This window comes from Nitrospirillum goiasense (assembly GCF_034427435.1).
Lineage (GTDB): Bacteria > Pseudomonadota > Alphaproteobacteria > Azospirillales > Azospirillaceae > Nitrospirillum.
In genome coordinates, this window is the sequence record NZ_JAXQNP010000002.1 from 2,466,727 (window position 1) to 2,487,651 (window position 20,925).

The window sequence follows — 20,925 nt, forward strand, 5'->3', positions numbered from 1 at the left end:
GCGTTACGACTTCGCCGTCCCCCGGGGTGCCCAGGACGGCCGCGCCGACTATGGCTTCCTGGACCTGGGCACGCCCTGGTCCTTCGCCGTCCCGGGCATGGCGGTGCCCCCGCGCCTGGTGCTGGCGGACGCCGCCGGCGATGCGCCGCCGGGCCCCTCCCCTTGGTCGGCCCTTCTGTCACGCCATCGGGTGCAGCCCTTCCACCTCTTCATCGTCAGCAGCCTGGTGCCGGCCGATTCTTTGCTGGGGGGCTTGGCGCCGGATGGCCGCCTGACCGGCCCCGCCCAGGCGGAGCGCCGCGCCCTGATGGCCAGTGTGCCCCACCTGGCGGCCTGGGTGGGACCCGGGACGAAGACAGCCAAGGCGGCCGCCCCCCGCGCGCTGCACCGCCTGTTGGCCCTGGGCCTGGGGGCGGAGGACAAGGCCGAGAACGCCTGGGCCGGCGCGAACGACCTGGTGCAGGGCCTGACCCTGAACCGCCTGGGCGTGCTGGCGCTGGACGCCGCCGTTGATCCGGACACGCTGGCGGAACGGCTGGACCGACTGCGCGGCTGCCGCGCGGCCTTGGTGCTGACACGCGGCCCACGCGCGCCCATGACCGGCTGGCGCGCCCACCTGGCCCGCCTGCGTCCCGCCGGCGGCGGCGGCGATCCCCTGGGCGCGGCGTTGGACCGTTTCCGCCAGGCCAGCGGCATGACCGTCGTGCATCTGCGCCCGGGCGCGCCGCCCATGGCGGAGGAGGGCAGCGCCCCCCTGCCCACCCTGGCCCTGCCCACCCTGACGACGGATGCCCGCTGGCTGGAGGCGCGGCTGGGCGCCCAGGGGCTGGACCTGACGACGCCGGAGGCGCGGCCGCTCCCCCCTCCGCCACCCCCACCGCAGCCGATACGGATACTAGCGGCCGGTAGAAATCGCGGGACACCCCCGCGTCCCACGCCCGTTGACCCCGGCGGCGCAATCGGGTCAGCCTGCCCCCAACAATCCCCTCCACCAAACCCACCGCGTCAGGCGTGCCAGGCTTTCAAGCCTGAAACCGCCTCACATGCCGGAGTACGCTATGGTCGGCGCGCTTGCCACGCTGGTTGTCTGTCAGCTTATCGGGGAAATCATGGCCCATGGCCTGCACCTGCCGGTGCCGGGCCCGGTGCTGGGCCTCCTGCTGCTGGTCGCCTGGTTCGCCTGGCGCGGTGGCCCGGACAAGACCATGGGCACCACGGCGGATGTCATCCTCAGCAACCTCTCCCTGCTGTTCGTGCCCGCCGCCGTTGGCATCGTGCAGCACGGCCAGCGCTTCATGACCCAGGGGCCGTCCATCGTGGCGGCGCTGTTCGGCAGTTCCGCCCTGACCATCGCTGTCACCGCCTACGCCTTCCTGTGGGCCGACCGGCGCTTTGGCGGCAAGGCGGCATCGCCAGCCAATGAGGCTGATGGCCACGATCCTTTCGATACCGATACAGATATCGATACGGATAGCGGGAGGGCGTCATGATGAGCCATACGGGCCTGGGCGATATCTGGGTTTACCTGTCGGCCAGCCCCCTGCTGTGGCTGGCGGCGACGCTGGTGGCCTATCTGGTGGGCGTGTGGATCCATGTCCGCACCAACCGCAGCCCCTTCGCCAACCCCGTGGCGCTGGCGGCCCTGTTCCTGGTCATCCTGCTGGTGGTCACGGACACGCCCTATCCCACCTATTTCAATGGGGCGCAGTTCATCCATTTCCTGCTGGGCCCCGCCACCGTGGCCCTGGCCGTGCCGCTGTGGCGCCACCGGGCGGACGTGCGGCGCGGCGCCGTGCCGCTTGCCATCGCCCTGGTCGCGGGCTCCGTCACCGCCGCGGCGTCCGCCGTCTTCATCGCCCATGCGCTGGGGGCGGACCGGCAGACGGTGCTGTCGCTGGCGCCCAAGTCGGTCACCACGCCCATCGCCATGGGCATATCGGAGACCATCGGGGGCATCCCGTCGCTGACCGCCGCCATGGTCATGGTGACGGGAATCATCGGCGCCGTGTTCGGCCCGCTGCTGCTGCGCTGGCTGAAGGTGCGGGACGACCGGGCCAAGGGCCTGTCCATGGGGGTGGCGGCCCATGGCGTGGGCACCGCCGTTTCCTACACCTTGAGCCCGCTGGCCGGCAGCTTCGCCGGCATCGCCATGGCCTTGAACGGCCTGATCACCGCCCTGCTGGTCCCCCTCCTGCTGGCGCTGCTGCTCTGAGGCCCCTCAGGCGCCGGCCTTGCGCAGGATGAACAGCAGGCCGTCCACCGGGCGGCCTTTCTCCCAGCGGGGCGCCACCGGCGCCAGGTGTTCCACTGCCAAGCCGGCGGCGGCCGCCGCGGCCAGCACGTGCCCCTGCGCATGGGCGTAGCGGCGGCTTTCGCGCAGGGCGTAGGCCCCCTCCCCCTCCCAGTGTTCCACCGTGGCGGCCAAGCGCCCGCCCGGCTTCAACGCCACGGCCGCGGCCTGGAACACCGGCGCCAGGTCGCCCAGGTAGACCAGCACATCGGCCGCCAGCACCAGATCCCAGGCGCCGGGGGCCTCGGCCAGGGCGCCCATCAGGTCGGCGTCCCACAACCGGTCATAGAGCCCCCGGGCGCGGGCATGCTCCACCATGCGGGGCGACAGATCCACGCCGGCGAGATGGCGCGCCAGCGGCTTCACCTCCACACCGCCCAGGCCCGTGCCACAGCCCACGTCCAGGATGTCCAGGTCCCCCCGACGCCCACCGCGTCCAGCGCCTGGCGCAACAGGCGCGGCGCCTGGTAGCGCAGCTTCTGGGTCAGGTCGCTGTCGAAGCGATCGGCATAGCGGTCGAACAGCGCCTTGACGTAGGTGGGCGTCAGGTCGCCCCCGCCTGCCGCCGCCGCGGCCTCCAGCCCGGCCAACAGCCGGGCGGCGCCGCCGGCATCCTCCGGATCCGCCTCCAGCGCCTGGCGCCAGCGGCGGGCGGCTTTCTCCCCCTCCGCCAGGGCAGCCCAAGCGCGGCCTTGCAGCACCAGCGCGGCGGCGCGGGCGGGGTCGGCCGGGTGGGCATGGGCCAGCAGGGGTTCCAGCATCTCGGCGGCGGCCAGGGGATCGCCGGCGTCCACCAGCACCTGGCCAACCTCGACACTGCCCTCGAGGTCATGAGGCGCCAGGAAGCGGGCCTCGCGCGCATGGGTCAGCGCCCCCGCCGCGTCCCCCTGCGCCAACCGCAGCCGGGCGGCCAGTCGGTGGCTGGCGGCATCGTCGGCGCAATCCGCCACCAGGCGCGACACCAGGGCCCAGGCGCCATCGACGTCGCCGCCATCGGCCAGGCAGCGGGCGCGCTCCAGCGCCCAGGACGGGCGCGCCGGCTCGGCCGCCGCCGCCGCCGCGAAATGCCCCTCCGCCTCGGCATAGCGGGCCTCGCGGCGCAACAGCGCGCCCAAGGCGCCCCGCGCCTCCGCCGCGTCCGGAACGAGAGCGACCGCCTCCATCAGCGCCGCTTCCGCCGCGACCGCATCGCCCTGGTCCAGGGCGTCGTAGGCCCGGACCATGCAGTTCTCATAATCAGACAGGGGATCGGAGGGCATGACGGGAATCGGCCTTCATGGTGGGGCGACAGGAACCGGACGAGCGCCTCTTATGGCGTCTCCATTCCTGGGCGGCAAGCCATGCCGGCACGCTATTCGTAGGCCCCAAACAGTTCACACGGGGTCAACATGACGCACGCTAAGGGCTTGGAATCCAGGGCGACATGGGGCAAGGTGCCCCGGCTGACAGCGCGACGGCGTGGCAAGCGCGCCACACTCCGGTCATATTTTTTATTGACCTGCTGCGTTTTGTCTGCAATTGCTATGCGGCCGATGCATGGATATAGGCCTTACGGACATCCATCACCGGCTGTTTGACCCATTCGGTTAGGGAGCGGTCACCGCACTGAGTATCGGTGACCTGACGGAATGACCCGCCCGCCAGCGGGAATGTGCCACGGGAAACCGGCACAAACGCCTTGTGGACGTGACGGCATTGGGCCGATACGCCACCGACGATGATGGAGGACTCTCATGCAGATCGCGCGCCGCCAGAGCGACGCCCTTCTAAGCCGGGAGTCAGAATCCGTCTCAGACAGCGCCTTCCGTCCCGCCCGTCGTTCCTTCAAGACCGCCATCGCCGGCCTGCTCATGGGCCTGGGCCTGCTGAGCGCCGCCCCCGCTGGCGCCGCGTGCCTCGATCATATCCTGCAGGCGGAGAAGGAGGCCGGCGTTCCGTCCGGTCTGCTGCTGGCCGTGGCCTTGGTGGAAAGCGGCCAGTCGATCTCTTCCGAGGCGTACGCCGTCAACGTCAAGGGCACCGCCCATTTCGTGTCGACCCCCACCGCCGCCGCCAAGTACCTGCGCGACCCCAAGGGCAACCTGCGCCAGGATGTGACCGCCGGCTGCATGCAGCTGTCGCTGTCCGACCACAAGGCCGCCTTCCACCCGGTGGAAAAGATCGTCGACCCCAAGGAGAATGTGCAGTACGCGGCCCGCATGCTGGCCCGTCTGCGCGCCACCGCCGGTAGCTGGGCGGCCGCCGTGGCGCGGTACAATGGCGGCAGCGGCAAGACCGCGCACGCCTATGCCTGCAAGGTTCGCAGCAACCTGGTGAGCCTGAACTCCGTCAACGCCTCGCTGATCGATGGCAACGGCTGCTCGGATGAAACCAGCACCGCGGTGACGCCGCGCACCCGCCGCGTTTACGAGAACGCCACCAGCGAACCGGTGGGCTGATCCCACCGACATTGCTGTTGATGAACCAGGCCGCCTCCAGGCGGCCTGTTGTTTTTCCGGAATGCCGCCGGGATTGCCGCTGACGTCGGTTTGCTGGCATGCTCCCGGCCCATGAACTACCGCCACGCTTTTCACGCCGGAAACCCGGCCGACGTCATGAAGCACGCCATCCTGGCGCTGCTGATGACCCGCCTCACCGCCAAGGCCAGTCCGTTCGCCGTGCTGGATACGCACGCCGGCATTGGCCGCTACGACCTGACGGGGGATGAGGCCACCCGCACGGGAGAGGCCGCCCAGGGCATCCAGCGCCTGCTGCGGGCCGCCGAGGCCGGTGACCTGGATGCGACGACAGCCGCCACCCTGGCCCCCTACCTGGACGCCGTGCGCGCCGCCGCCGGGGCGGGCCCCATCACCACCTACCCCGGTTCCCCCTGCCTGGCCCGCGCCTTCCTGCGCCCCGGGGACCGGCTGGTCCTGGCGGAGTTGCACCCCGAGGACGCGCGGACGCTGAAAGAGGTGTTTCGCGGGGACCGCCAGGTGGCCGTACATCACATGGATGGGTGGACCGCGCTGAAGGCCCACCTTCCCCCCAAGGAAAAGCGCGGGCTGGTGCTGATCGACCCGCCGTTCGAGGCGGCGGATGATTTCGACCGCCTGGTGGCCGGCCTGGCGCTGGCCCACGGCCGCTGGCCCACGGGCATCTACGCCCTGTGGTATCCCATCAAGGACCGGGCCGTCTCCTGGCGTCTGCATCAGCGGCTGGAAGACAGCGGCATTCCCAAGATTTTGGCGGCGGAACTGACCTGGAACGATGACGGCCGGGTGGATCGACTGAACGGTTCGGGCATGATCCTGGTGAACCCGCCCTGGCAATTGGATGAAACTTTGCAGCAAATGCTGCCCGCCCTGCATCAGGCCCTTGGCTTCACCCAAGGTATCGCCCATGTTGAATGGGTCGCCGGGGAAAGTACCGCCTAAGGACATAGCCTTTAGGTTAGGCCGCCCCACAGCGACAGAGGTGGACGAGACGGGAAAAGAGGATCCTGCGGATGGCGAACGGTCAGCGGCCTTTCATGGCGGAGATACAGCGGCAGCGGCGCGCTCAGGAGCAACCCGGCACCGTTGACTCCTTGTCGCTGTCATCCACGGCCTTGAACCCGGCCAGCCTGGCGCCCCTGACCCCGGCGCAGGAGATCCGGCTGGACACGTCGGAGGTGATGGAGGCCATCCAGCACCTGGGCCAGAAGCTGGACCGCTTCCTGAACACCGACCATACCCAGATCGAGGCGATCCACGTCGAAATCGCCGACATCGCCGGGCGCATCAAGGCGACCAAGCTGGAAATGGCGGCCCTGCGCCACCCGCTGGCCAAGGACGACACCTTCATGGAGGCCAGCCAGCAGCTGACCGCCGTCGTCGCCTCGACCGAGGCCGCCACCAACAGCATCATCCAGGCGGCGGAAGAGATCGACGACATCGTCAACGAGGTCCGCTCGCAGCTGCCGGAGGGCTATCAGAATTCCCGCCTGAAGGATCTGAACGAAGTCACGCTGCGCATTTTCGAGGCCTGTAACTTCCAGGATCTCACCGGCCAGCGCATCACCAAGGTGGTGCAGGCCCTGAGCTTCATCGAGGAGCGGGTGGAGGCCATGATGTCGGTCTGGAACACCAAGGAGTTCGAGACCATGCCCCTGCCCCCGTCCATCCATAAGCATGATGAGGGCCTGGAACTGCACGGGCCGGTCAAGAATGGCGGCCAGACGATCTCACAGGCGGATATCGACGCGCTGTTCGATTGATCCCCCCTGCCTCGCCCGGCATGAGACTCGTCTCATGCCAGCGAACCGGCCAACGAGATCGGCCGGCCGAGTTCGACCGGCGGCGAGTGGGTCTTGCTTAGAGTTTTTCTGACTTTCGGTGAAGCGTCAGGAAAACTCTAAGCTTCGTTCCGTCGTGCGCTTCACGCTCCAATGAGTCCATCTGAAGCGACCGCACTCTAAGCGGATGCCCGAAAACGGCAACAGGGGCCCAAAGGGCCCCTGCACCGTATCCCCGGCCCCTGGTGGACCTGGGCTATCTGACGTGATGCGCTAGTTGGTCAGCGTGCCGGCCATGAAGGCCATGCTGCCAAAACCGCTGCGCGCGGCGGCCACGGCCACCTGCGTACGGTTCTTCGCGCCCAGCTTCTGCATGACCGCGCGCACGTGAACCTTGACCGTGCCTTCCAGCACGCCCAACTCGCGGGCGATTTCCTTGTTGGAGCAACCGGCCAGGATCAGGCGGAAGATATCCTGCTGGCGTTCCGTCAGGCGGTCGGCCAAGGCGGCCTCGCGACCAGCGGGCGCCTGCCCCATGGCGGGACCCGACGCGCCCCGCACCCCCGCCAAAGCGGCGGTCAGGGCCTGGCGCGGCATGGCCACGTAATTCTCACCCGACAGGATGAGGGTCAGCGTCCGCTCCAGCACCTCGGTCGGGCCGGTCTTCAAAACATAGGCGCGGGCACCGGCACGGATGGAGGCGATGACCTCATCCCCCTCCTGCACGGCGGACACCGCCACGACAGGCACGGAGCCCAACGCGGATGTCAGCTGAGCGATCGCCTCGATCCGGCTGCCGGACAGGCTGTCCAGGTCCAGCAGCACGAGATCGATACCGGGGGCGGACATGGCCTGCGCCAAAGCCTCCTCCACAGTGCCGGCCTCAAGCGCCGAAGAGCCAGGGAACTGGCTGGTCAGCATCAGGGCAGCGCCACGACGCACCAGGGCCTGGCCATCCACGACGAGAAAAGTGCGGTGGCGGGGCGAGGCGCCCACACCGGCGATTCCGTTTTCCAAACCATCCTCGGCTAGACTGCTGACAGTCCCGGGAAAACGCGCGGTCATGCTCATCATCTGAAACCCCACGTTCGAGTCCGGCCACTTCCGGCCCAGGCCATCTAAAACCGCTTCATCGGGCATCAGGAACGCGAATGCGCCCCGTGATGATCGCCCGCCGACACCGATACCTTTTGGCACCTGATACCGACATTGTCGATGAACGCGTGACCCTGACTGGTTAGCGACATCATCACCATTATGACCATCGGATCACGGCCAAAATGGGGCGCGCCTAACCTTTTTTCTCCGGAACCCCATCTCCGTCGGGGTACTCCCCAACAGACCTCCGATTCCCGGTCGGCCAAACGATCCATCTCGCGATGTGATAGACTGTGACCCGTTTTCAGACATGCCGCAACAGAAACATGGCGCTGAGGGTCACTTTCCCATAGGATTGTCGCAATAGAACTGGCGATCTATTACCTAGCGATGGGGCGAATAAGCCGTTAACAGGTTAGCGCCGTCATTTCATGAGTATCGGGGACAATGTTAGTAAAATTTTTAATAAACAGTCTCCGGTGGGGGAGACAGCAATCACCATGGGGGAATTGGCAATGACGGCCCGCATCGTTCTTCTGATCGACCAGGATCAGTTGTTCGGGGCGGCGCTCGGTACATTGCTAGGGGAAGACAGCTTCCAGCTGTTACCGCCCGTGCCCTCGGTCGAAGAAGCAATACGGGTGCTGCGGGACATCCCGGCGCCGGACTTGATCATGGTCGACCCGTGGGGCATCGATCCGCCGCGCGTCGCCAGCGAGTTGCGACGCCTGCGCGCGGCCGCCCCCCAGCCCCGAATCGCGGTGCTGACCTCGGACACCAGTGACTCGGTGCTGAAGGCCGGCCTGTTCTCCGGCATGGACGGCCACCTGTCCAAATCATCCGGCGTGGCCACCCTGCGCGACGCCCTGGAACTGATCCTGGCCGGCGACGCCGTGTTCCCGCCCCGCGCGACGGCCCTGGTGACCCAAGCGCAGCAGCCGCAAGGCCCCACCCCGGCGGACCTGGTGGCCGCCACCGCGGATCTGTCCCGCCGCGAAATCCAAATCCTGGGCTGCCTGCTGGCGGGCCAATCCAACAAGTCCATCGCCCGCCGGCTGGAGATCACCGAGTCCACGGTGAAGATGCACTTCAAGAACGTGATGCGCAAAATCGGCGCGCAGAACCGCACCCAGGCCGCCGTCTGGGCCATCCAGCGCGGCATCGGCCCCCTCACCTGAGTCCCTTGGCCCTGAGTCCCTTGGCCTGATTCTTTCTGGCGGTCCCCGTTTCCCACGCCAAAAGAAAGGGGCGCTACCCGGTCCGGGTAGCGCCCCTTTCTTTTGTCGACCGTCCGGCTCCAGTCCCAAGGGACCGATCCGGAAGCGTCCTCATCATGCTCGGGCTTGCCGGGTCAGAGGACATCCCCTGGCCCGGCGGTCACCCGTTTCCCTGTTGGATCAGGGGAAAATGATGACGGCGCGACGGTTGGACGGCTCACGCACACCGTCCGCGGTCGGGACCAGCGGATCGGACTCGCCCTTGCCGTCGGTGGCGATGGAGGCGCCGACGCCCTTGGACGTCAGGTAAGCCTTCACAGCCTCGGCGCGGCGCATGGAGAGCTTCAGGTTGTAAGCATCCGTACCGGAACGGTCGGTGTAGCCCGTGACCTGAATCTTGGTGATGTGGCCGGTGGCAGCGTCCTTGGCGGCGTTGTCCAGAACGGTCTTGGCGTCAGCCGACAGGTCCGTCTTGTCCCAGTCGAAGAACACCGTGAAGTTCCGCGAAATGGACGGAGCCGGCGGCGGGGGCGGCGGGGGCGGCGGGGGCGGAGGAGCGGGCGGGGCCACGACCGGGGCCGCCGGCTTCGGCGCCGGGGCCGGCGGGGCGCCGAAGGTGTAGCGCAGGCCGACCAGGACCGAGTGGTTCTGGTAACCGGCCTTGAAGCGCGGCGCGTTCGACGGCTCGTAGGTCGTCTCCGGCGTGCCCATGAAGCGGTAGCCGACGGTGAAGTCCAGGTTGTCGCTCAGCGCGTAGGCGACGCCGGCGGCCAGCTGGTAGGTGAAGGCGGTGGTGGAGGTTTCCACCGACAGGCCCGGCGTGTACAGGTCGCCCACGCCGTCGAACTTGTAGCGGCCGAAACCGATACCGGCGCCGACATACGGACGCAGCGGGCTGTCGACGTTGAATTCGTAGTAGGTGGTCGCCATGAAGGTCAGGGCGGTCACGTCACCGGCGCCGCCGGCGCGGCCCGGGCCACCGCCAGTGATGTCGCCGACGGTGCTGCCGCCGTAACCCACTTCCAGGCCGACGCGGACGCCATTGCCGAACTTGTAGCCACCCTCGACCAGGCCGGTCGGGGAGGTGGTGAAGTCAGCCTTGTCCGTGTAGGTCGAGCCCTTCAGGTCGGTCTTGTCGGCCCAGTTCACACCGGCCTGGGCACCCAGGTAATAGCCTTCGTTGGTCTGCGCCAGCGCGGTGGCCGGCAGACCGAGCGCGAACACCGCGCACAGTAATGAATGACGGAGTTTCATTCGTCTTTTCTCCTCCTTCTGACCGAGGGTTTAGTTCTTCCCGAAGGAACCCTCAGTTGAATTAAGACTACCCTTCGCGCCAGGACGTGGCGCCTTTGATTGTCCCGCCGTCAGGCAGGGTTAGACAACGTCCTGAGTTAATTCAATCCTTCAACACCGAAGCGGGAGCAACCCAGCCTTGTGAGCTACGCCGTTCGGCCCATCGGGACAGACCGTTAATCGGATGGAATTAAGGTTAAACTGAGGCAGGATTTTTCAAGGGGCGCGGTTTGCATAAGTAGCGGGTGCGCCATCCGCATATCGCATATTGCACGGTCTTAGGGCTTTAGTTAGCCCCAATGTCATTCACGACCATAAAAAGCCGATTCTGCCGCAGCGCGAGCGGCCGCAGCGTCGGTGAAGACTTGCCCCTCCAGCGCCGAGGCGCGCATGTCCACCGCGTGGAAGGACACTCCCTGAGGATGGGACGTGACCAGCCCCACCGCCTCGTCGTCGATTTCAATGACATAGGCCGTGGGTTCCGGCAGGGCCGGCGCCGGGCGCGCGGCCTCAACGCCCTGGAGGCGCCCATGGGAATGGGCGGTCAAAAATTCAAGGCTGCCACCGCCGGCCGGAGTAATATCCATGTCCTCGCGGAGGGCTGCTGTACTGGGCATAACCCGTTCTCCTTTAATCGGGCGCGCCTCCCGTGGAGGGCGCCGACTTGCAGGCGGGATTAAACAGCCCAGAGCATTACGATTTCCAGCACGCTTAAGGGCATAGCGTTACTTTGTCACCCATCCCTTAGCCATCCGCCACCTGGCTTGGCCGATTGGGCCCCGTCCGGGTATCCGGGCAGGGCCCTATGACCTGTGGCGGTATCCTTAATGCGAGGCGCCGCTGGCGGCGCCAGCACCATCCTTGGCGGCGGGGGCGACCGAGGGGGCGGCGGCGGACACGGCCGGGGCGACAGCGGGCGTGGGCCCCGTGATGCGGTCGCTGGCCGTGGCGGCGACCATGACCGGCGGCGGCAGGTCGCAGCGCGGCAGCTCGGACACGCGGATGACGGCGTCGTTGGTGACGGCCTTCACCACGTCCGCGTCGCTCATCAGCTCGGCCTGCGCCAGGCTGGGGGCATGCTGGGCGCAGTACACGTCGGTGGAAACCGCCGCGATGTGCTGCGACATCTCATTGGCCAGATGGGTCCGCAGGGTATCGAGCGCGCGGTTGGGGTTGCCCTTGGACGTCCGGCGATAGCGCGCGATCAGCGCGTCTTCCCAGGCGATGATCTGGGTCTTGTGCGCCAGCGTGAACTTCTTGTAGCGCACATAAAGGCCTTCGTAGTTGCCGCCCAGCTGCTGGCAGGTCAGGCCGATGACCATCAGGCGGGTGTGGAAGCGGATGGCCTGCTCGGCGTCGAACTCCGCCGGGGAATAGCACGGGCCGGACACCTTAGGCGTCTTGGCGGCCTTTTCCGGCGCGGCCTTGCCCTTCTTCTTGGACGTGGCGGCGGCCTTCTTCGCCGGCGTCGTATCGGCGGCGAAGGCGGGGGCGCCTACAGCCGTTACAGCCAGCACCAGGGACAGAAGGGGGGCGGCGAACAAACGGGCACGCGTCATGGCGCGGGGTTCCATCTTCATTGGAAGGTCGGTCATTATCGTGGCGGCGGCGCGGCACATCCCCATGAAGACATCCCCCTGCCCGTCAAGGCCTGGGGGAACGCCCGCGATCAGGCCCCCGCATCCACCACATCTTGTACATTTAGCGCCCCAAGCCCACCATGAGCAAGAGTCGGGGCACGGCATAGCCCATAAGGGAGGGTTGCGGCCACCAGCGACGGCCATTTCCGCCGCCGCCCCGAGAGGATTGCCCGACAAGATTAAAGGAAGAACGCATGCCCCGCATCGGCATCGACCTGGGCGGCACCAAGATCGAGGGCCTGGCCCTGGATGACACCGGGCGGGAATTGGCCCGCCGCCGCATTCCCGCCCCACGCGACGACTACCGCGCGACGATCGAAGCCGTGGCGGGCCTGGTGGCCTGGCTGGACAGCGCGATCATGCCGGTCAGCGCCCCGGCGACCGGCGGCGCGCAGGCGAGCACGCACCCGATGGTGGCCAGTGTCGGCATCGGCATTCCAGGCGCGATATCGCCCCTGACCGGGTTGGTGAAGAATGCGAATTCCACCTGGTTGATCGGCCATCCCCTGGACCGTGACCTGGCGGCGCGCATCGGCCGGCCGGTGCGCTTGGAAAACGACGCCAACTGCCTGGCCCTGTCCGAGGCCGCGGATGGCGCGGGCGCCGGCTGCCGCACCGTCTTCGCCGCCATCCTGGGCACCGGCTGCGGCGGCGGCCTGGTGGTCGACGGGCGCATCATCACCGGGCGGCATGCCGCCGCCGGGGAATGGGGCCACAGCCCCCTGCCCTGGCCCCAAGCGCCCATGACACCGGATGGGGAGGATGAGCGTCCCGGCCCGGACTGCTACTGCGGACGGCGCGGCTGTCTTGAAACCTGGCTGTCCGGCCCCGGCCTCGCGCAGGACCATGCCCGGGCCACCGGCCTCACCCTGCCGGCCGTCGAGATCGCCGCCCTGGCCGCGGCGGGTGACGCGGCGGCACAGGCGACATTGGATCGCCATGTCGACCGGCTGGCGCGGGGCTTGGCCGGGGTGGTGAACCTGCTGGACCCGGATGTCATCGTCCTGGGCGGCGGCTTGTCCAACATGACCCATTTGTATCAGCGACTGCCCGGGCGCCTGGCCGCGTGGTGCTTCTCCCCCGATGTCACGACGCCGGTGCGACCGGCACGCCACGGCGATTCCAGCGGCGTGCGTGGCGCGGCCTGGCTTTGGCCCGTCCCGCGCTGACAGATCCGCGAACGGTCACGCCCGGCGCGCCAGGACCAAGGTTCCGGCCGCCCCCGCGAACAGCGCCAGGGCGAGGATGGCCGCCCACAGCGCGGGCGACGCGAGGATCAGCACCGCCCCCGCGATGACCAAGCCGGCCGCCACCATGTGCAGGCGGGCCTTGGGCGTCAGCCGGGCCGACGCGGGAACGGACGACCGTGGAGCGGGGCGCGACGGCATGCCCCCGCCGCAGCGCTTGCCGCCGGGGCGGACGGGGCTGGAACGGAACGCGGAAGGTCGTTTGGTCATGGGTCAGGGCATAACAGCGCCGACCGCACCCGACAAGGCCGCCGGGCCAATTTTCACCTGAGTCGCCCACCGCACGGTGCGTCGGGGCGCGGACTGGGCCCGGGCGACGGGAGTGGGGCGACGGAAATGGCGGCCCACCCCCAGGGCAAGCCCCGGAACGCGTCCTTTCCGTCTAGGCCGCCCCGCCGACAGGGGGCTCACCATGGGCCTTCGCCAGGGGCATCCGGAGGGTTGTGGGCGAGTCGGTGGTTGGGTTTTTAAAAAAGAGTGACAACCGCAGAATCAGCGCTTGCAGTCCGGGGATTTTCTTTTAAATAAAGGTCAGGACTTGGGTGTCATTGGCCAGCCCTGGCGGACATTCGCAACGGCGACCCGGCACTTCAGTTCAAACGGATTTTCATAAACCTGGCGTCGACGCCCTTCGGGCGGCAACCCGTATGGCGTGACGTTGGTATTCTTGGTCTTTTTTGCAAAGACTATCGAATACTTCAGGGTTTTGAATATCGCCTTTTAAAGGTGTGGCCCGCCAGTCGTAAAGGAACGGCGGCGACATCAGGGAACGCCATGGCGGCGGACTTTGGTCCGTATCTCAGGCGCGCCTTGCGTACATCCGTCCGTGACTGCCGGGTCAGCCCCCATCGTCGGCTGCCGGCCTTTTGATGATGTGTGACAGATATGACCCAAGAGCCCCTGTGGCAGCCTAGCGACATACAGAGTGAGGAAGGTGCCGTGAAGGAAGCCGATGGCGACGCCCCGAAGCGCCGTGGCCGTATCCCGCAGTCCGCATGGCCGTCCATCCTGGAACGGTATCGGGCCGGTGCCACGCTGTCGGCCATCGCGCGTGAATTCGACTGCACGCCCAGCGCCATTTCCTACATCGTGCGCAAGGCCGAAACGGCGCAGCCCAGCGAGGGTGGCGACGCGCCGGCCGCCGAGGCCGCACCGGCCCCGAAGGCGGTGAAGGCTCCGAAGGCGGAGGCGCCCGCCGCCGACGTTGCGGACCAGTCCCCCGTCCTGCCGCTGGAACAGCCGACGTTGGCTGAGGCGCCCGTGGCCCCCACCGCCCCCGTGGCCCCCACCTCCCCCGTGGCGATGGCCCCCGCCCCGGAGCAGCCGCACCGCGCGCCGCGCGCCGGTGGCGACCGCCCCGCCCGTGGCGATCGTCATGGTCGCACGCAGGAGGGCCGCTCGCAGGAAGGCCGGTCCTACGAGGGCCGGGAACCCCGCACCGACCGCGAACCCCGCGGTGAGGGGGAGCAACCCCGGAGCGACCGCTTCGGCGACCGTCAGCAGCGCGGCGAGCGCCGCACCCTGACCGGCGCGGCCGTCGCGAACGCCGCGCAGGAACGCAGCCAGCCGCCGGCGGTCAGCCAGGGTCAGCGTCCGTACGGCGACCGTCAGCCGTCCCGCGCCCCGGTCGAGACGGACACCATGGATCAGTTGCTGGATCGCCCCTATGGCGGCGACCGCCCGGTGGGGTCGGAATACCCGTATCGCCAGCAGCAACGTAACGCCGCCCGTCTGGAAGCCGCCGACACGCCCACCGAGCCGGCCGACCAGCGCATGACCGCCGCCGCCCAGCGCAGCGCCGAGGCCTACACCGCCTGGAAGGCCAACCCCGAGGGCGGCATGCAAGGCCTGACCGACGCGCTGCACGAACTGCGCAAGGTGATCGCCCGCATGGAGATCGAGATGTCCGCCAGCCGCAAGGAAGAACATGCGGCCCGGCCCATTCCGATCCCCTACCACCGGGCCCAGCGCCGCTGAGGGATTGGACCTTGGCCCCGCCCCTCACCGCCGAATAAGCGCGAATGTAACAACACCCCGCCCAGGGAAACCCGGGCGGGGTGTTTCGATTAGGCCAACGCCGTTCTTTTAAGGAAGCCCATGCCGGCCGGCGGGTGGTGTCAGCCGCCCATGGCCGCGCCAAGGATCAACACCGCGCCGTAGAGGGTGGCGAACAGGCTGGCCAACGCCAGGAAATCCCGCACCAGCCGGCCGCCGTTGGCGCCGGCGCGCCCCAGCGCGCGGCGGCGCAGCAGGGCTGATTTCGGGGCAAAGCCGACACCGTGCATCGTGTCGTGGACCGCAATGTACGCCATTTACCCCTCCACCGTTTGTCTATCCGGGGCCGGCGCTTTTGCGCGCCCAGCCGTTCATGGGCATAGTGTTGCCAGAACGTTCTGGGAACGACAAGCGGAAATGTTCTTTTCTTGTTCCTTTTTTGGACTCATAAAGAGAACACGCCATCCCTGGGGGCGAGGCGGCATGGCAGCCCCCAGGAATGGAGTCCGCCGAGGTTAGCGCCCGGCGGCGGCGAATGCCTGCTCATACCGTTCCGGCTTGAACCCAGCCATCAACGTGCCGTCGAGGTCCAGAATCGGGCGCTTGATCATGGAGGGCTGGGCCTGCATCAGGGCCACGGCCTTGGCCGCGTCCAGGTCTTGGCGCGCCGCTTCCGGCAGTGCGCGGAAGGTGGTTCCGGCACGGTTCAGCACCGTCTCCCATCCCAGCGCGGCGCACCAGGCCTCCAGCCGGGCCTGGTCGATGCCCGTGGCCTTATAGTCATGGAAGGCAAAGTCGATGTCGCGCTGGGCCAGCCAGTCGCGGGCCTTTTTCATCGTGTCGCAGTTCTTGATGCCATACAGGGTGACGGGCACAGGCGGAGCCTCCTTGTTTCGCGTGATGATGACCTGCGCTTCCTTTAGCCCAACGGAGCCACCTCGCCCAACAGCGGCGTTCCCAGGGTGAACCAGGCGCGGCTGATGCGGCCCGCCACCACCTCATAGATGGCTATCACCTCCACCGTGCCCGGCCCCTCCGGAAACGTACGGGTCACCAGTTCATGGTCGACCACGGTGGCGCCCACCGCCATGCGATGCAGCAGGCGGCCATGCAGGTTGGCTTCCTGGAAGCGCAGGAGATGGCGGGCCCGGATCTCCGCCGCCCCACTGGCCAGCAGGGTGTCGGGATGCTGGTAGATCCGCGCGTCATCCGCCCAGAAGGCCATGAAGGCATCGATGTCCTTGGCATTGTAGGCACGGAGTTGCCCGTCCACCACTTGGGCCGGCGACAGGCTCGGGGAAGACGGGGACAGGGACATGATGGACGATCCTTCAAAGGGGGGCTGGTAACCCCGTTATCGGGCATGCCGCCGCCCATCCGTCGCCCCGATTCGGCATGCCGACTATTCCCAGCGGGGGTGAAAGGCGCGGGCGAAGAAAGGCCGCCCCGCGCATCTGTGAAAGCGAGGACGGCTTCGACCGCGCCGCCTTCCACCAGCGGTTCAACGGCGACGTGGTGGCCTTCTTCCAGAAAACGCTGTGACGGCGGTCAGGAGTGCCAGGGGCCGGTGCGCGCCCAGAACAGGACCGCAAGAAAGGCGGCCGCCGTCAGCAGCACCCACGCCGCACGGCCAAGCCCCCATCGCTTGCTGTTCCTGTCGCGCATTCCACCCTCTATCGTTGCAGTAATGTAGTGGCCAGCCCCCCGCCCAGGCAAGCGCCGCCTGGCCACCGCAAGTCCCGCATGGGCAGGGGCGTCAAGGCGTCTCGTTGAAGTCCAGCGCGCGGCTGAAGAACGGGATGACCTGTTCCTGGATGCGGAAGGCGACATGGCTGGTGTGGGTGCCGGGATAAATCTCGAAGCTGTTGGCGATGCGGTAGCTGTCCAGCGCCTCATGCAATTTACCGGCATCGACCTTCAGGCTGTCCTGGTCGCCGACGTCGATGGCGATGGCCCGGTATTGGCGCAAGGCCCCGACATACTGGTCCAGGAAGGCCAGCGGCGCGTTGGCCGCCCATTTGGCCAGGATGTCCGGACGCGGCTCCCCCTCCTTGACCGGCAGGTCGAGGTAAAGGGGCGGATTGTGGGGGTTGGGGGACCAGGCGGCGGCCGTGGCCAACTGCGCCCGCGCCATGAAAGGCAAGGTAGCGGAGTCGGCCGGGGCCTTCACGCCTTCCAGCAGCGTCCAGGTCTTGGGGTCGATCGGGCCCAGGGCGCGCGGCGACAGGCAGCAGGGGCTGAGCATGTAGAGCGCACCGAAAACGTCGGCATGTTTGATCCCGATGCGGGCGGTGCCATAGCCGCCCATGGAATGGCCGGCCAATCCGCGACTTTCCCGCTTGGGAATGCTGCGGTAATGGCCGTCGATATAGGCGACCAGATCGCGGGAAATGAAGGTCTCGAAATCGCCGGTGGTCACGGAGCTGGAGTACATGGAGCCGTTGTGCACCGTCTTGGCGTCCGGCAGCACCACGATCATCTCCCGCGCGCCTTGGGCGTAGGCCCCCTCCACCGTCTGCGGGACATGGATCTCGGCCATCCATTGAGCGGCGCCGATGGAATAGCCGTGCAGGGCGTAGACCACGGGATAGCGCTTGTGCGGATTGGCGGCGTAGCCGGGGGGCAGTAGAACATAGACGTCACGGTCCACGGCCTCGCCCTCCAGGTTCCCTTCCAAGGTCGGGGCATGCACCAGGATGTGCTCCACCGTCACCGGGCGCGCGCCCGGCACCGCCGCCGGCGCCTCCGTCGCCACCTGCGCCTGGGATGGGCCACCACCCGCCACCAACGCCGCCATCGCCACGACCAGGCCGTAAGCCGCCTTCCTCATTCGTCCCTCCCTGTTTGGAATTGTTCGTCGCCGTCCGCGCCGCCTCGACGGCGGCCGACGTTCATGACCCGAGGCGCCTGCCCCTGGTTCGGAATCCTCCCGTTCTTGCCCCATCACCACGCGAATGGGGGATGCTTGGCGCAATGTGAGCGCTAACAATGATTAATTGTCTGAGTATTGGGTTTGGTGTCAAGATGCGCCAAGGTGATGACGCGGGCGGATGGAACAGGCGCCCACGGCAGACCCACGGCTCCCCGACAGCCTCGTTTGGCCCTGGGCGGCCCTCATCGTCGACGCCATGGGAACAAGGAAGAAAACAAGGAATGGGAAGGAAACAATGCGTTATCGCCCCCTGACGCGCGCGCTGCTGCTCAGCGCCGCCTTCTTCGCCCTAACGCCGCAGGTGCGGGCCGACCAGCCCGCCTCATCGGCCGTCAGCGAGGCTTGGCAAAAGGCGCAAGGCCTGGTCGCCCGCATGACCCTGGATGAGAAGCTGGGCCAGTTGGTCAACGTGGCGCCCGCCATCCCCCGCCTGGACATCCCCGCCTACAATTGGTGGACGGAGTCGCTGCACGGCGCCATCGGTGCCGTCCCCACCACCAACTTCCCCGAGCCCATCGGCCTGGCCGCCACCTTCGACGCGCCCTTGGTGCACGATGTGGCCGGGACGGTCAGCGTGGAGGTGCGCGCCCTGCACACCCTGGGGCGCGCCACCGGCCACCTGGGCCGCATCGGCACCGGGCTGGACACCTGGTCGCCCAACATCAACATCTACCGCGATCCACGCTGGGGCCGGGGCCAGGAAACCTATGGCGAGGATCCCTATCTGACGGCGCGCCTGGCGGTCGCCTTCATCGGCGGCATGCAGGGCCCCAACCCCGACCTGCCCGACGTGGTGGCGACGCCCAAGCATTTCGCCGTGCACAGCGGCCCGGAATCGACCCGCCACGCCGCCAACGTCTACGTGTCACCGCACGACTTGGAGGACACCTACCTGCCCGCCTTCCGCGCCGCCATCGTGGAGGCGCGCGCCGGGTCCATCATGTGCGCCTACAACCGCATCGACGGACAGCCGGCCTGCGCCAGCGACCTTCTGCTGAAGGACCACCTGCGGGGCGCCTGGCACTTCACCGGCTATGTCGTGTCCGACTGCGACGCGGTGAAGGACATCGCCGACAATCACAAATACGCGCCCGACCAAGCCGCCGCGGTGGCCGCCGCCCTGAAGGCCGGGGTGGACAACGAGTGCAACGTCGCCACACTGTTCGGCGCCGGCGGCGGGCTGGCCGCCCGCTACAAGGAGGCGTACACACGCGGTCTGATCGGCACGGCGGACATCGACCTGGCGCTGGTGCGCCTGTTCTCCGCCCGCTACCGCAACGGCGACCTGCCCGGCCTGGACCGTCCCAAGCAGGACGTGCCCGTCCAGGCCATCGGCACGGCGGAGCATCAGCGGCTGGCGCGCAAGGTCGCGGGCGAAAGCATGGTGCTGCTGAAGAACGACGGCGTGCTGCCGCTGAAGCCCGGCGTCAAGGTCGCGGTCATCGGCCCGCACGGCAATTCAACCCGCGTGCTGCGCGGCAATTATTCCTCGGCCCTGTCGGCCCCGCCGGTGTCGGTGCTGGACGGCCTGCGCCAGGGGATGCCGGGCGCCCGCATCACCCACATCCCCTTCCACGAGACCGTCATGGACGGCGACCCGGTGCCCACGTCCGCCCTGGTGACGCCGGACGGCAAGCCCGGCGTAAAGGCGCAGTATTTCAACGCCACCGGCGCGGTGAAGGCGCCGCCGCCGGACGCGCCTTTCGGCTGGATGCCGCCGCTGGAGGTGGCGTCCAAGCCGACGGTGACGCGGGTGGAGGCGCAGGTGGGCGGCAGCGGCCATGACCAGAAGGCGGTGGCGGAGAATTACCGCGTGGTCTGGACGGGCTTCCTGGTGCCGCCGGAAACCGGCACCTACCGCCTGGGCCTGACCGGATACTCCGGCGGTGAATTCGACTTCGACGGCCGCCGCGTGGACCTGGGCACGCCGCTGTGGGGTGACCTGCCCAAGTTGGAAACTGTGACCCTGGAAAAGGGCAAGCGCTATCCCATCCGCGTCGCCACCGACGTGCACGGCATGGGTGGCGTGGAGTTCCTGTGGAAGCGGGTGGCGCCCGCCACCGCCGCTGCCACCCCCACCGCTGCCCCCCCACCGCTGATGGCGACCTGGCCGCGGCCGTGGCCGACGCCGACGTCATCGTCGCCGCCGTGGGCCTGAGCGCCGACCTGGAGGGCGAGGAGATGAAGCGCCAGATCGAGGGCTTCGCCGGCGGCGACAAGACCTCCCTCGACCTGCCGTCGGAGCAGCGCCGCCTGTTGCAGGCGGCCAAGGCCACGGGCAAGCCGGTGGTAGTCGTCCTGCTGAACGGCAGCCCGCTGGATCTGTCCTGGGCCAAGGACAACGCCGCCGCCATCGTGGAGGCCTGGTATCCCGGCCAGGCGGGCGGCCTGGCCGTCGCCGACGTGCTGTCGGGCAAGACCAACCCGGCCGGCCGCCTGCCGCTGACCTTCTACCGCAGCGTGGCCGACCTGCCGCCCTTCGACGATTACGCCATGACCGGCCGCACCTATCGCTATTTCACCGGCCAGGCCGTCTACCCCTTCGGCTTCGGCCTGTCCTACACCCGCTTCGATTACGGCCCGGTGACCGTGCAGCCGACGCACGGCGGCGCGGAGAACGGCGTACGGGTGACGGCCACGGTGACCAACACCGGCGATCGCGCGGGCGACGAGGTGGCGCAGTTGTACCTGACGCCGCCGGCGTTCGAGGGGGCGCCCCGCCTGGCGCTGCGCGGCTTCCAGCGTCTGACGTTGGCGCCAGGCGAAAGCCGCACGGTGTCGTTCGAGCTGTCGCCCCGCGACCTCAGCTTCGTCACCCGCGACGGTGAGCGCCAGGTCATGGCCGGCACCTACCAGGTCAGCGTCGGTTCAGGCCAGCCGGACAGCGGCGTGCCCAGCCAGCAGGGGCAGTTCGCCACCACGGCGGCGCTGGCCATCGAGCGGTGACAGTGCGGGACG

21 protein-coding genes are annotated in these 20,925 nt (G+C 68.1%); 10 read left to right on the plus strand and 11 right to left on the minus strand.

Annotation, left to right across the window (positions count from 1 at the left end; translation table 11 throughout):
• Window positions 1–1,109 precede the first annotated feature (1,109 nt).
• Both ULB03_RS27440 and ULB03_RS13850 read left to right on the plus strand, forming a co-directional pair.
• The gene (locus tag ULB03_RS27440) at window positions 1,110–1,490 is read left to right on the plus strand and encodes a CidA/LrgA family protein (protein WP_416211150.1); all 381 of its coding nucleotides are present in this window, start codon (window positions 1,110–1,112) and stop codon (window positions 1,488–1,490) included.
• On the plus strand, window positions 1,487–2,212 hold the full coding sequence (locus tag ULB03_RS13850) for an LrgB family protein (RefSeq protein ID WP_322483664.1): 726 nt from the start codon (window positions 1,487–1,489) through the stop codon (window positions 2,210–2,212). Before ULB03_RS27440 ends, ULB03_RS13850 begins: the two co-directional genes overlap by 4 nt.
• 6 nt (window positions 2,213–2,218) lie before the next feature.
• Here the strand turns inward: ULB03_RS13850 and ULB03_RS13855 are convergent, their stop codons facing one another.
• Both ULB03_RS13855 and ULB03_RS13860 read right to left on the minus strand, forming a co-directional pair.
• Entirely contained in the window at window positions 2,219–2,689 is a 471-nt protein-coding gene (locus ULB03_RS13855) for a class I SAM-dependent DNA methyltransferase (protein ID WP_322483665.1), read from the minus strand.
• Complete coding sequence (locus tag ULB03_RS13860) at window positions 2,653–3,549, minus strand: tetratricopeptide repeat protein (protein ID WP_322483666.1); 897 nt, start codon at window positions 3,547–3,549, stop codon at window positions 2,653–2,655. Before ULB03_RS13860 ends, ULB03_RS13855 begins: the two co-directional genes overlap by 37 nt.
• A gap of 474 nt (window positions 3,550–4,023) precedes the next feature.
• Here ULB03_RS13860 and ULB03_RS13865 point away from each other — a divergent pair, with 474 nt between their 5' ends.
• From ULB03_RS13865 to ULB03_RS13875, 3 genes are all read left to right on the plus strand, one after another.
• Window positions 4,024–4,728 carry a transglycosylase SLT domain-containing protein gene (locus tag ULB03_RS13865; protein WP_322483667.1) on the plus strand — a complete coding sequence of 235 codons (705 nt, stop codon included), beginning with the start codon at window positions 4,024–4,026 and terminating at the stop codon, window positions 4,726–4,728.
• A gap of 111 nt (window positions 4,729–4,839) precedes the next feature.
• On the plus strand, window positions 4,840–5,706 hold the full coding sequence (locus tag ULB03_RS13870; RefSeq protein ID WP_322483668.1) for a 23S rRNA (adenine(2030)-N(6))-methyltransferase RlmJ: 867 nt from the start codon (window positions 4,840–4,842) through the stop codon (window positions 5,704–5,706).
• 71 nt (window positions 5,707–5,777) lie between these two features.
• Complete coding sequence (locus ULB03_RS13875) at window positions 5,778–6,527, plus strand: protein phosphatase CheZ (protein ID WP_322483669.1); 750 nt, start codon at window positions 5,778–5,780, stop codon at window positions 6,525–6,527.
• A gap of 291 nt (window positions 6,528–6,818) precedes the next feature.
• Here the strand turns inward: ULB03_RS13875 and ULB03_RS13880 are convergent, their stop codons facing one another.
• The gene (locus tag ULB03_RS13880) at window positions 6,819–7,562 is read right to left on the minus strand and encodes a response regulator transcription factor (RefSeq protein WP_322483670.1); all 744 of its coding nucleotides are present in this window, start codon (window positions 7,560–7,562) and stop codon (window positions 6,819–6,821) included.
• A 596-nt stretch (window positions 7,563–8,158) separates the two neighbouring features.
• Between ULB03_RS13880 and ULB03_RS13885 the strand changes: the two genes are divergently transcribed.
• Complete coding sequence (locus ULB03_RS13885) at window positions 8,159–8,821, plus strand: response regulator transcription factor (protein WP_322483671.1); 663 nt, start codon at window positions 8,159–8,161, stop codon at window positions 8,819–8,821.
• A gap of 219 nt (window positions 8,822–9,040) precedes the next feature.
• Here ULB03_RS13885 and ULB03_RS13890 read toward each other — a convergent pair whose 3' ends face one another.
• The 3 genes from ULB03_RS13890 to ULB03_RS13900 form a co-directional block, all read right to left on the minus strand.
• Window positions 9,041–10,114, minus strand: coding sequence for an OmpA family protein (locus ULB03_RS13890; protein WP_322483672.1), 1,074 nt, complete (start codon window positions 10,112–10,114; stop codon window positions 9,041–9,043).
• Window positions 10,115–10,455: 341 nt separating this feature from the next.
• Entirely contained in the window at window positions 10,456–10,770 is a 315-nt protein-coding gene (locus ULB03_RS13895) for a hypothetical protein (RefSeq protein WP_322483673.1), read from the minus strand.
• Window positions 10,771–10,977: 207 nt separating this feature from the next.
• Window positions 10,978–11,712, minus strand: coding sequence for a hypothetical protein (locus tag ULB03_RS13900; protein ID WP_322483674.1), 735 nt, complete (start codon window positions 11,710–11,712; stop codon window positions 10,978–10,980).
• 275 nt (window positions 11,713–11,987) lie between these two features.
• Here ULB03_RS13900 and ULB03_RS13905 point away from each other — a divergent pair, with 275 nt between their 5' ends.
• Window positions 11,988–12,962, plus strand: a complete 975-nt coding sequence (locus ULB03_RS13905) for an ROK family protein (protein ID WP_322483675.1) — start codon at window positions 11,988–11,990, stop codon at window positions 12,960–12,962.
• 15 nt (window positions 12,963–12,977) lie between these two features.
• Here the strand turns inward: ULB03_RS13905 and ULB03_RS13910 are convergent, their stop codons facing one another.
• A complete protein-coding gene (locus ULB03_RS13910; protein ID WP_322483676.1) occupies window positions 12,978–13,250 on the minus strand; it encodes a hypothetical protein in 273 nt (90 codons plus the stop codon).
• A gap of 729 nt (window positions 13,251–13,979) precedes the next feature.
• Between ULB03_RS13910 and ULB03_RS13915 the strand changes: the two genes are divergently transcribed.
• A complete protein-coding gene (locus ULB03_RS13915) occupies window positions 13,980–15,017 on the plus strand; it encodes a hypothetical protein (RefSeq protein WP_322483677.1) in 1,038 nt (345 codons plus the stop codon).
• Window positions 15,018–15,157: 140 nt separating this feature from the next.
• Here the strand turns inward: ULB03_RS13915 and ULB03_RS13920 are convergent, their stop codons facing one another.
• The 4 genes from ULB03_RS13920 to ULB03_RS13935 form a co-directional block, all read right to left on the minus strand.
• Entirely contained in the window at window positions 15,158–15,352 is a 195-nt protein-coding gene (locus ULB03_RS13920; RefSeq protein WP_322483678.1) for a hypothetical protein, read from the minus strand.
• Between the two features lie 198 nt (window positions 15,353–15,550).
• Window positions 15,551–15,910: an ArsC family reductase gene (locus ULB03_RS13925; RefSeq protein ID WP_322483679.1), complete on the minus strand. Its 360-nt coding sequence runs from the start codon at window positions 15,908–15,910 to the stop codon at window positions 15,551–15,553.
• 44 nt (window positions 15,911–15,954) lie between these two features.
• Window positions 15,955–16,353: a nuclear transport factor 2 family protein gene (locus ULB03_RS13930; RefSeq protein WP_322483680.1), complete on the minus strand. Its 399-nt coding sequence runs from the start codon at window positions 16,351–16,353 to the stop codon at window positions 15,955–15,957.
• Window positions 16,354–16,791: 438 nt separating this feature from the next.
• Window positions 16,792–17,865, minus strand: a complete 1,074-nt coding sequence (locus tag ULB03_RS13935; protein WP_322483681.1) for an alpha/beta hydrolase — start codon at window positions 17,863–17,865, stop codon at window positions 16,792–16,794.
• 337 nt (window positions 17,866–18,202) lie between these two features.
• Here ULB03_RS13935 and ULB03_RS13940 point away from each other — a divergent pair, with 337 nt between their 5' ends.
• Together ULB03_RS13940 and ULB03_RS13945 are read left to right on the plus strand one after the other, a co-directional pair.
• Window positions 18,203–20,125, plus strand: a complete 1,923-nt coding sequence (locus ULB03_RS13940) for a glycoside hydrolase family 3 N-terminal domain-containing protein (RefSeq protein ID WP_322483682.1) — start codon at window positions 18,203–18,205, stop codon at window positions 20,123–20,125.
• Window positions 20,086–20,913, plus strand: a complete 828-nt coding sequence (locus ULB03_RS13945; protein ID WP_322483683.1) for a glycoside hydrolase family 3 C-terminal domain-containing protein — start codon at window positions 20,086–20,088, stop codon at window positions 20,911–20,913. The genes ULB03_RS13940 and ULB03_RS13945 overlap by 40 nt, the downstream gene beginning before the upstream one ends.
• The last annotated feature ends 12 nt before the right edge of the window (window positions 20,914–20,925 follow it).